9 protein-coding genes are annotated in these 10,136 nt (G+C 40.8%); 8 read left to right on the plus strand and 1 reads right to left on the minus strand.

Features of this window, described 5'->3' with window-relative positions; translation table 11 throughout:
* Positions 1-8 precede the first annotated feature (8 nt).
* The 8 genes from ACTQ3R_RS13780 (at position 9) to ACTQ3R_RS13815 (ending at position 9,122) form a co-directional block, all read left to right on the plus strand.
* On the plus strand, positions 9-1,088 hold the full coding sequence (locus tag ACTQ3R_RS13780) for a Gfo/Idh/MocA family protein (RefSeq protein WP_441779749.1): 1,080 nt from the start codon (positions 9-11) through the stop codon (positions 1,086-1,088).
* Positions 1,085-2,230 carry a glycosyltransferase family 4 protein gene (locus ACTQ3R_RS13785; protein ID WP_441779748.1) on the plus strand — a complete coding sequence of 382 codons (1,146 nt, stop codon included), beginning with the start codon at positions 1,085-1,087 and terminating at the stop codon, positions 2,228-2,230. Before ACTQ3R_RS13780 ends, ACTQ3R_RS13785 begins: the two co-directional genes overlap by 4 nt.
* Before the next feature lie 168 nt (positions 2,231-2,398).
* A complete protein-coding gene (locus ACTQ3R_RS13790) occupies positions 2,399-3,841 on the plus strand; it encodes an O-antigen ligase family protein (RefSeq protein ID WP_441779747.1) in 1,443 nt (480 codons plus the stop codon).
* A gap of 26 nt (positions 3,842-3,867) precedes the next feature.
* Positions 3,868-4,917 carry a polysaccharide pyruvyl transferase family protein gene (locus ACTQ3R_RS13795; protein ID WP_441779746.1) on the plus strand — a complete coding sequence of 350 codons (1,050 nt, stop codon included), beginning with the start codon at positions 3,868-3,870 and terminating at the stop codon, positions 4,915-4,917.
* Between the two features lie 5 nt (positions 4,918-4,922).
* Complete coding sequence (locus tag ACTQ3R_RS13800) at positions 4,923-6,440, plus strand: hypothetical protein (RefSeq protein WP_441779745.1); 1,518 nt, start codon at positions 4,923-4,925, stop codon at positions 6,438-6,440.
* A 49-nt stretch (positions 6,441-6,489) separates the two neighbouring features.
* Positions 6,490-7,410 (plus strand): hypothetical protein, encoded by a 921-nt coding sequence (locus ACTQ3R_RS13805; protein ID WP_441779744.1) that lies wholly within the window; start codon positions 6,490-6,492, stop codon positions 7,408-7,410.
* Positions 7,411-7,475: 65 nt separating this feature from the next.
* Positions 7,476-8,483: a GNAT family N-acetyltransferase gene (locus ACTQ3R_RS13810; RefSeq protein WP_441779743.1), complete on the plus strand. Its 1,008-nt coding sequence runs from the start codon at positions 7,476-7,478 to the stop codon at positions 8,481-8,483.
* 120 nt (positions 8,484-8,603) lie between these two features.
* A complete protein-coding gene (locus ACTQ3R_RS13815) occupies positions 8,604-9,122 on the plus strand; it encodes an acyltransferase (RefSeq protein WP_441779742.1) in 519 nt (172 codons plus the stop codon).
* 759 nt (positions 9,123-9,881) lie between these two features.
* Here the strand turns inward: ACTQ3R_RS13815 and tnpB are convergent.
* On the minus strand, positions 9,882-10,136 hold a 255-nt coding region (gene tnpB, locus ACTQ3R_RS13820; protein ID WP_441779741.1), incomplete at its 5' end, for an IS66 family insertion sequence element accessory protein TnpB.

A 10,136-nucleotide genomic window follows, 5' to 3' on the forward strand; every position in this document is an offset into this window, starting at 1 on the left:
TAACCATTATGAAGTACGCCCTCATCGGCTGCGGCCGCATTGCGGTCAATCATATCAAGGCTGCGCTGAACAACCACCTGGAGATCGTCGCCGTGTGCGACGTGCTGCCGGAAAAAATGGAGGCTCTGTTGGCCAAATATGACCTGGCGGGAAATATCTCTATTAAGCGATACACCGACTACCGACAGATGTTGGATGTGGAGAAGCCCACCCTGGTGAGCATCGCCACGGAGAGCGGCATCCATGCCGAAATCGCCCTGGCCTGTATCGACGCTGGGGTGCATGTCATTATCGAAAAGCCCATGGCCATGAGCATGGAAGACGCAGAGGAGATCATCCGCCGCAGTGAAGAGAAGGGGGTTAAGGTATCGGCCTGCCACCAAAACCGGTTCAATGTGGCAGTGCAGGAAACACGGAAAGCATTGGAATCCGGTCGCTTCGGCAAGCTGTCTCACGGGTCTATCCATGTCCGGTGGAATCGGAACAAGGACTACTACGACCAGGCTCCCTGGCGTGGCACCTGGGCCCAGGACGGCGGCTGCCTGATGAACCAGTGCATCCACGGAATTGATTTGCTTCGCTGGATGATGGGCGATGAAGTGGAGGAGGTCTACGGCGTCACCCGTCAGCAGTTCCACCACTATCTGGAGGCCGAGGATGTGGGCATGGCGGTTGTCAAGTTCAAAAACGGGACCATCGGCACCATTGAGGGCACCACCAATGTTTATCCCAAAAACCTGGAGGAGACTCTGTATTTATTCGGGGAGACCGGCACGGTGAAGATCGGCGGTACTTCCACCAATAATATTGATGTCTGGAATTTTGCTGACGAGGGAGAGGCCGATGCAAAAAACAAAGGACTCCAGGAGGCCACCAGTAATGTTTACGGCAACGGACACACCAGCCTGTTTGCCGACATGATGGAGGCCATCGAGCAAAACTGCAGACCTTATGTGGACGCGGTGGCAGGCCGCAACGCGCTGGAGATGATCCTGGCGATTTATCAGTCTTCGGTGGAGGGAAAGCCGGTGAAGCTGCCTTTGACGGACGTGGCCAGTGTAGATTTTGAGGGGTATTTCGATAAATGAATATTTTAGTTGTAAGTGGTTATGGGCTTTACTTCAACCTGTCCAGTTCGTTTGTTCACGCTCAGGCAAAGGCCTATGCGGAGCTAGGTCATCGGGTCCGGGTGCTTATTTTTCTCCCAGTAGGCAAAATGTGCAACGGTAGCTACCTCTTTCCACCTGTGCAGTTCATCCAAAAGGACAGAGTAGAGCTGTGTTATCTACGCTATTTCTCTTTGTCGAACTTTGGAGGGGCTTGGTTTAACACCCCAAGTGCACTGATGGCACTGAAAGTCAACCTGTCTAAGGTAACGGAAGGATTTGCACCCCATGTGATCCATGCTCATACTTTGGGACTTTCCAGTGAAGCAGGAGCTTATCTTAAAAAAAAACTAGACCGGCCTCTGGTAGTGACCACCCACGGTTCCGATACGTCTGTGCCAGTCTTACAGGGAAAAGCTACTCACTTAAAGACCTTTGCAGAGCGGGCGGATCATATTGTTGCCGTAAGTTCCGCGCTGGTCAGAAAGCTAAAAACTTGTGGAATTACGGTGCCTATCTCTGTTATCCTAAATGGATTTCGTTTTGAGAACATATCAAAAGCTTTAGAAAAACGACGATTTTCCATAATACAGGTGGGCAATATAATTGCGCAAAAAAAAGTTGATATCACTATCCGTGCCTTTGCCAGTCTGCACCGCCGATACCCGGAAGCTACGCTGGAGATTGTGGGGGCTGGCGGTGAGTTGGAGCAATTGCTTAGGCTGTGCCGAGAATTGAACGTGGAGCAGGAGGTTCATTTTTGTGGAGCTGTCCCCAATACAGATGTTCTGGACTGGATGGCAAAGTGCGAGTTTTTCTGTATGCCGAGTGTAGATGAGGGGTTTGGTATTGTGTATCTGGAGGCGATGGCCGCAGGGTGCATTACTATTGGGACAGAGGGAGAGGGAATCGCTGATGTGATCGAACATGGGAAGAATGGTTTCCTCGTGCCAGCTGATAATCCAGATGCCATTGTAAATGTAGTTGAATGGTGTGTTGCTAATCCAAAAGAGGCTAACATTATTGCAGGGCAAGGAAAGCAGGATGCGATGGCCCTTACATGGGAGAATAATGCAAGGCAGTACATAAGATTGTTTGAGAAGTTGATTAAAGGAAACAGTTAGGAATGCAAAAAATTTGATACACTAGACGCTAAAATCGTTTTCACAAAATATTATTCTACATTTTTGCGTACAGTGACAAGCGAAGTTTTAGAACCATGTTTAGAAGAGTACATGTCAGTTTAATTCCGAGCATTTAACCACAAGTCAGATGTTAAGAGGTGGAGCACTATGAATTATCCTATACAAAGTAAATTGATTTCTTTGCTGTTAGAACCTTTGGCTGTTGCTGTATCTAAACTTTCGGGTAGAGCGAGGCATTTAATATTTATCTTAGGTGGATGTATTATATCGGCTCAGATGCTCTTGATGTCTGCAGGTATTTGGCAGGTTCGATACCTCTATCAGTATACAATCGGATGTGTGGGTTTAGGATTAATGATTTTAATGCTACTGAAGCCGGAACTCTCCCCAGTGGAGTTTGATTATAAGGTCATGATTCCGTGGTTTGGGTTAGGATTAATGGTTCTTATCTCCGGAGTTGTCCAAGCATATGATTACCTTCCGGATGCATTATTATATCTGTTCGCATATCCTGTTTTTTTTATTGTTGCGGCAAATAACTCGAGAGATCAAGTTTTTAGTTGGTTGCATCAGGTTGCTGACCTCTCATTTTTAGCTTTTTTTATGATTTCAATGCTCTTTTTTCCCATGCAGGGAGAATTTTATGCTGGCTTTTTTGCTAATCAGAATGGAATCCCAAAATTCTTGTCTGTTTGTTACTGCTTTGCGTTGAGTTCGTTGTTAAGCCAAAGAGGTTCTATTTTTGAAATTTGCAAGGATTTTATTGTTCTTGGGTTGAGCGCTGCCTTCATATATCTAACTACTTGTCGTGGAGGCATTATAGCTATCCTAGGATCTACAGTGGTAGCGTTTGTTTTAACAGCTGTTGTATATAGAAAAAAAATATTCCTGTTGCTCATGAAACGTTGGATTCCACTGGTTGTGGTGATATACGTTGCTGTCCCAAGCGTAGTTTTTATGAATGATAAAATTTCATATTTCTGGGTACCAGCGACTCCGCCTGTAACTGATATCTCTTCGCAGTCGTCTGTGGATGTGCCCGAGCAGCCTTCTGTGGATGTGCCCGAGCAGCCTTCTGTGGATGTGCCCGAGCAGCCGCCTGTGATTGAGGAACCTAATTTTCTTGAAAATATAGACAAACGTACAGAGCAGAAATTTAATGTAGATAGATCTCTCAATAGTATATCATCTGGTCGATGGTATGTGTGGAAAGGGTATTTAGGGGAACTAAATATGACGGGACATTCTCCTGAGTATCGTTTTAAATACTATGTAGGGCCGGAATATGAACATTTGGGAGAGAATGGAATTCTTGAAATGGATGTAACTGCACACATGACAATTTTGCAGTTTGCATATTCAAACGGAATCTTAGCAGGTGTATGTTTCCTGTTGATCAATCTGATTGCCGGAATAAAATCCGTAGGGTATTTGTTGAAACATAAAGAAGAGAGATACGTTTTTCTTCCGCTGGTTATAGCTGTGGCTTATGGGATACAATCGCTTTTAGCAAGTATGAACTCTCCTTTTGGTACACTTATCGCATTTTATTATTTTGCGTCTCTTATCCCATTAGTGTTAAAGAAATAAATTGTTAAGTATTTAGATGGTGAATTATGTTGAAGATAATAATTGTTACGTTTAATTGTGCATATAACTATGGAGCGTGGCTCCAGATGTACGCACTTCAAAAGTTTTTGAAGAAAAATCATTTTGAGACGGAAATATTAAACTATCGGCCGGCTTGGAAAGATAATGTACCAACAACTAAAAGCGTAAAGCGCTTAATTATTGATGCGATAAATAAGATGCGCGAGCATAAGTTTAGAAAAGACAGCAGAAGATATCTCCAAATGACACCTATATGCCAATCTGTTGGAGATTTAGTCAAATGGAAACAACCAGATGTGTATATTGCTGGAAGCGACCAAATCTGGAATCCAAAACTTACACATGGTTTCGATGATATTTTTTATTTAAATTTTTCCACATCCGCTCGCAAACTATTTTATGCTGCCAGTGTTGGCTTTGACAATATTAATGAAAATATGCTGCGAAAAATGGAAGCAAAAATCGATTTAAATGCCATTATTTCTGTAAGAGAGCGATTACTATATCAAGTTCTTCATGACAACACAAGTTTGCATGTTACACATGTGCTTGACCCAGTTTTTTTATTGGAGCCATCGGATTACAAGCAACTTATGGTACCAAGTCCCTATAAGAATTACTTATTGCTCTATTTAGTTGAGGATAATGAAAATTGTTATAAGCTGGCAAAGAAAATTGCACAGGAAAAGAAGTTGAAGGTAATCCAGGTTGGAAAAATCAGAAAAATGGATGGCATAGAAAAGACTTATGCAACGTTATCACCGACAGAGTTCTTAGGAATGGTGTATGGAGCTGATTATATTGTAACTAATTCATTTCATGGAACAGCTTTGTCAATTTTCTTTCGGAAGCAGTTTGCTACGATACCAGTTTCAGTTTATCAGTCCAGAATTGCGTCTCTACTTGCTACGATGGAATTGGAAGATGTTCTTGTAGAAAATATGAGCACTTTTTGCTTGAAAGAGATTGATTATGCAGCACATGAACAGGTAATTTCCGATGTGATTCAGAATTCTAAAAACTTTTTACTGTGCTCTTTGAAATGCATAAGGTGAGAATAATGCGCACACAAAAATTCATTTGGAACACCATTACAACAGTATTTTTACAACTCGTAATGGTTGCTTCAGGGTTGATCGTTCCTAGAGTGATGCTATTGGCTTATGGGTCTGAAATCAATGGCCTTGTGAATTCCCTTTCGCAGTTTATTAATTATTTCAATCTATTGGAAGCTGGATTGTCCAGTGCAACCATATATGCGCTATATAAGCCTTTAGCTGATCACAATACTTATGAGATAAATCGAATCTTGTCTGCCTCGAGAAAATTCTACATTCAAACAGGGTTAATTTTCCTGGTTATGGTAGGGGGCCTCGCCGTCTTATATCCTCTCTACATTCAGAAGAATGGATTTTCAAATTTTGAGATCTCCTTACTGGTGTTAGTGTTAGGCATCAATGGAGTGCTGGAATTTTTTACTTTGGCGAAGTATCGAACCTTATTAACGGCAGATCAAAAAACGTACATTATCTCTCTTACCAGTATTGTACAATGGACAGTATATACTGTTATTATTGTTTTATTAACAATGCTACGGTATAATATTATTTTAACTAGAGCAATTGCGTTGTTGGCGATTTTTATAAGAACATTTTTGCTTATAATATATTGCAGAAGACGGTATAAGTATTTGGATTATTCTGTACCACCTAATGTTGAAGCGCTCAGTCGTAGATGGTCTGCGCTGTATAATCAGATTGTAGGAATGCTACAAGACGGTGGACCTGTGATTATTTTAACAGTTGTTAACAAAGATTTAAAGTTAATTAGTATTTATACGGTGTACAATGTCGTGATTGCTGGAATTAGGACAGTTTTAGACATTTTTTCTTCTGGCTTAGCGGCTTCTTTTGGCGATGTAATTGCTCAAAAGCAGACGGAAATATTGAAACGAGCATACACCGAATTTGAAACTCTTTATCATTTTGCAATAGGTATCGTTTATACTCTAAGCCTGATTTTGATTATACCGTTTGTAAGGATATATACATCTGGCGTGACAGACACAGAATATGTTCAACCTACTGTTGCAGCATTATTTGTATTAAATGCTATGTTCTATAACTTTAAGACTCCCCAGGGGATGATGGTTGTTGCTGCAGGTATGTACCGTGAAACGAGAGCACAGACGACCATTCAAGGAGTAATTCTGCTTGTTTTCGGTTCCATGCTATCTTATTATTATGGGTTACCTGGATTGCTTATCGGAATAATATTATCTAATTTGTATCGTACAATTTATTTAACATTTTTTGTCCCTCGATACATCACGCATACACGGATTTGGAATACAGTTAAACAGTATTTAATCATTGTTTTTGGACAAAGTATTGTTTTATATTTTTTTTACCAATCATATTTGCTCGATGGTATTGATAACTACCTAGCGTGGAGTTTAGCTGCAATAAAAATTGGAGTTTGGACAGTGGCAGTTTTTGCTATCCTTCATGCCCTATTTAACCGTAAAGAATGGCTTGGAATATGGAATCGCGTAAAGCTGCTGTTGTTAAAAAGGTAGTAGATTAATATATAAATTTTTTATTAAACATATGAATTGAAAGGTGACAATGAATATATTTAATAATTTATCTAATCCAAGACATACCATATATAAATTAGCGAGCGCCTGTAAAGTAATGATTCCTCCAAAAGTAGCTGCTATATTATCGTTCAGCAACAGATATGATGAATTCCTTAAAATGGATACATATGATGGTTCGGGACAGGCGGTCCACCCCTCGGTGGTTGAGTATAATGGAAAACTGTATATGGCAGTGACGCCATATCCATATGGAGTGGAGTGGTATGAGAATCCTTCCATTTATGTATATTACGATGAGGTGTGGAAAGCAATTCCAGGCTTGTCACCGGTGATAAAGCCAAATAAATTGGGATGCGAACATTACTCTGATCCCTGCCTTTATACAGGAGAAGCAGAAATATCATTGCTTTTTAGAAAATGTGAACGTAGAGAAAATGGAAAAAGAGATCTCCTCTTTGTTATGCACTCTAAAGATGGATATAAATGGGATGCTCCTCGTCTATTAGCAGACAGAGCAGGGGATACTTTGATTTCTCCGGCCGTAGTGGGAAATCAGATTTGGTGTGTGGAAGCAGTGAACAAGCAAACTTCTTTGGTAGTTTATAAATTTGACAATAATTGCATTGAATTACCTACACCGGTACCTGTAATTTTGTCAGAGAAATGGCGTATTTGGCATATTGATGTTCAACAAACCTTAGAAGGTAAAGTTCAGGGATTATTTATGCTCGTAAAAACTGATAGTAGACAATACGAAAGTAAACTGGCATTGTTTAGACTTTTAGATGGCGTTTGGTGCTATCAGCATGATATAAAGATTCCCGATACAATAAGACTGAAGATTAAGTATATTTACAAGTCTGCTTTTCATCCAAATGGAGAAGATATTATCTGCTCAGCTTGTGATTTGAAGGGACGCTTTTTCCTTTTCCAGATGAAACCATAATAGAATAGTATAAAATCATGTATAAGGGTTAACGTGAAGGCCTAGTTGAACTGAGGTGAAGATAGGTGAAAACAGAGATTGATAAAGAACGATTAAGAGATGCACATCAAGTATTTTGTAAGACGTTCAATGTACAGATGACTTACGACAAATTTTACTATAAACATTATTGTAACCCCGAGGTAGATATGAACGTCGCAACTTTTGTGAGGTATGAGAACGGAATCCCTTGTGGAACAAATTCATTTATGAGTGGTACCCTATATATTAACGAATCTGCTGTACCAGTTACATATAGCTGTGACACTGCCGTGTTACCTGAATTTAGAGGGCGGGGAATATTTACGTCAGTAGTGCAAGAGGCGATACAAGCCTGTAAAAACGGTCGGCCGGCACTAATATGTGCGGCACCTAATTCTAATTCCTATAGAGGGTTTCAAAAACTGGGATTTACAGAGCTATTCAAACTTCAAAGTTGGAGCGCAATATTACATCCAGTTCACCTGGGATTGAGAAAAAAATTGCGTTGGAAACATTGTTATCAAGAATTTAGGGAGGAACAATTTTTTGATCGAAATGGTAATTGTTGGGAAAGCTTTGAGGAGTGTCCGTTTACAGATGAGGAAATCCAGACATTAAATGAGCGATCGGGAATTTGCCTAGGCCGTAGCCGAGCATTTTATCAGTGGAAAGTAGACCAAAATAGCGATCACAATTTTCTGTATTGGAAAGTTACGAAAGATCATGAGATGGTAGGTTTTTTTCTCCTCAAAAGAGAAACTCATGGATCGTGCTGCCTTTGTGACTGGTGGATAAATCGGGATGCAGGCAGACTACTCAAGACATTGCGTAAACACAGTAAAAAATACGCTGATGTGCTAAATGTTCTGGCTATTAATCCCGAAAGTAAAGTAGCTATATATTTAAAGAAGGGAGGCTTTTTCTGTAGAATAAAGCAAGACTTACCGTTTATGATATATAATACTGGGGCAGATGCTGAAGTGTGGCAACAACTGAACGAATTACAAGAATGGCAAATATATCAGATAGATTTTGATACTATTTTAAATTAATTAATTGATCAATCAAAGACTGGATATTTGGACTACCAACTATTTGTATATTTCAGATGGAGGAATATACCACGACTTAACATCTTTGGATCTAGTATACTGCTATTTGGGAGTTTATGAATGATGGAGGCTAAAATAAATAGAATTAAGTATTTCCTTGGCTGGATAGGATATAAAATTTATTGTGCCAGAATTTATTACAGACAAGTAAAAAATACTGTGTCTGTCAACATTGGGGAGAATAGTGTGCTTACTGGATTAGTCAATATAGCTTATCCGGAGAATGTTCATATAGGGAATAATACCTATGTAAATGGTGGTGATATAGTAGCATCAAAAAACGCCCGCATTAGAATAGGGGATAATTGTTTGATCTCATATAATGTACACCTACGTACGGATATGCATTTATACAAAAGCAGGAATACATTAATTAACCATCAAGGACATAGAGAGGATTCCATTACAATTGGAAATGATGTTTGGATTGGATATGGTGCCCAAATTATGGCTGGAGTCACTGTAGCAGATGGAACAGTTGTCGCGGCTGGAGCTGTTCTTACTCATGATACAGCTCCTTACAAAGTTTATGGCGGTGTCCCTGCAAAAGTTATTGGGCAAAGAGGATGCTTGGAATGAGTGGAAAATCTCGTTACGAAAAATTCCGAGCCTGCTGCCCGGGCGGTTGTGGATATAATAGAGATAGAGGTAAAAGGGAGTAAAAGGCCAGCGACTGCTGGGGAAGAACCTCGGTGCTGTGTGGTAAAATACAGCGGTAATATCATTAAAAATGTAAAGGCACGTTATCGTCCCCTGCTCCGGCGTAACATAACCGTCAAAGGAGCGGGCGGATAAACTTCTATGAGATAATAGTGCTGGAATGTAGCGGAACGTTCGTAACCGTAAATCTCCCGGCGTATAAAAAGACCGCCATCTCATTGCCTGTGGCACTGAGATTGCGGTCGGCATTTCCTTTATGGTTTTGAAAATTTACATTCCTGGAGTGCGTTCACCGGGAGAAAAGATGGTCAGGTAGAATAAGTTTCACAAAAGCAAAAAGAGACATGGTTTGCAGATCTCTGGTAGAATGAAGTCGCGACACACAATTCGAAAGGAGACAGCAAACCATGTCGGAAAAGATTGTACAGCTAGTATCCCTTTCATACGAATCCTTTCTACTGGGTTGTTTGGTCACTAATGGCTTTCTCTTTTGAGCTCGGATTGGTGATTCCTGTTGGACGCTATGGGGCTATTTCAGTTGGGCCCAAACAGCCTGTGAGATAGTTACCATTTACGGGGTGCTTGTGGCAGTGTTTTTCTTGCCTTCCATGGAGAAAATGATACCACAAAATAAGACCAAAGCCAATGGTTTCAGTGCTTCCAGGCATCAGATCACACTCAGACCAGATACCGCTTTATTGCCGTCGGCTGCTCGTTCTCCAGTCCCTCCATCAACCAGTGGTACTGTTGGGGCGTCAGGGCCTGCACTTCATCCGGACTCCGGGGCCATTGGAAACTGCCGTTCCCCAGACGCTTATACAATGTTATGAGACAATAAGATATCCCTGAAAATGCCAACGCAAAATCCTTGAAATTGCCAAAAAAATTCCCTGGTCTTGCCACAAGAAAATCCCTGTAAAGGGAAAAGGCAGA

Source organism: Lawsonibacter sp. LCP25S3_E2, from assembly GCF_052117285.1.
In the GTDB taxonomy this organism is placed as follows: Bacteria; Bacillota; Clostridia; order Oscillospirales; family Oscillospiraceae; genus Lawsonibacter.

What these genes read in the sequence shown, in the direction of transcription:
- ACTQ3R_RS13805 (WP_441779744.1), top strand. Translation starts at nt 6,490, where the DNA reads ATGAATATATTTAATAATTTATCTAATCCAAGACATACCATATATAAA.
- ACTQ3R_RS13785 (WP_441779748.1), top strand. Translation starts at nt 1,085, where the DNA reads ATGAATATTTTAGTTGTAAGTGGTTATGGGCTTTACTTCAACCTGTCC.
- ACTQ3R_RS13815 (WP_441779742.1), top strand. Translation starts at nt 8,604, where the DNA reads ATGATGGAGGCTAAAATAAATAGAATTAAGTATTTCCTTGGCTGGATA.
- ACTQ3R_RS13780 (WP_441779749.1), top strand. Translation starts at nt 9, where the DNA reads ATGAAGTACGCCCTCATCGGCTGCGGCCGCATTGCGGTCAATCATATC.
- ACTQ3R_RS13795 (WP_441779746.1), top strand. Translation starts at nt 3,868, where the DNA reads ATGTTGAAGATAATAATTGTTACGTTTAATTGTGCATATAACTATGGA.
- ACTQ3R_RS13790 (WP_441779747.1), top strand. Translation starts at nt 2,399, where the DNA reads ATGAATTATCCTATACAAAGTAAATTGATTTCTTTGCTGTTAGAACCT.
- ACTQ3R_RS13800 (WP_441779745.1), top strand. Translation starts at nt 4,923, where the DNA reads ATGCGCACACAAAAATTCATTTGGAACACCATTACAACAGTATTTTTA.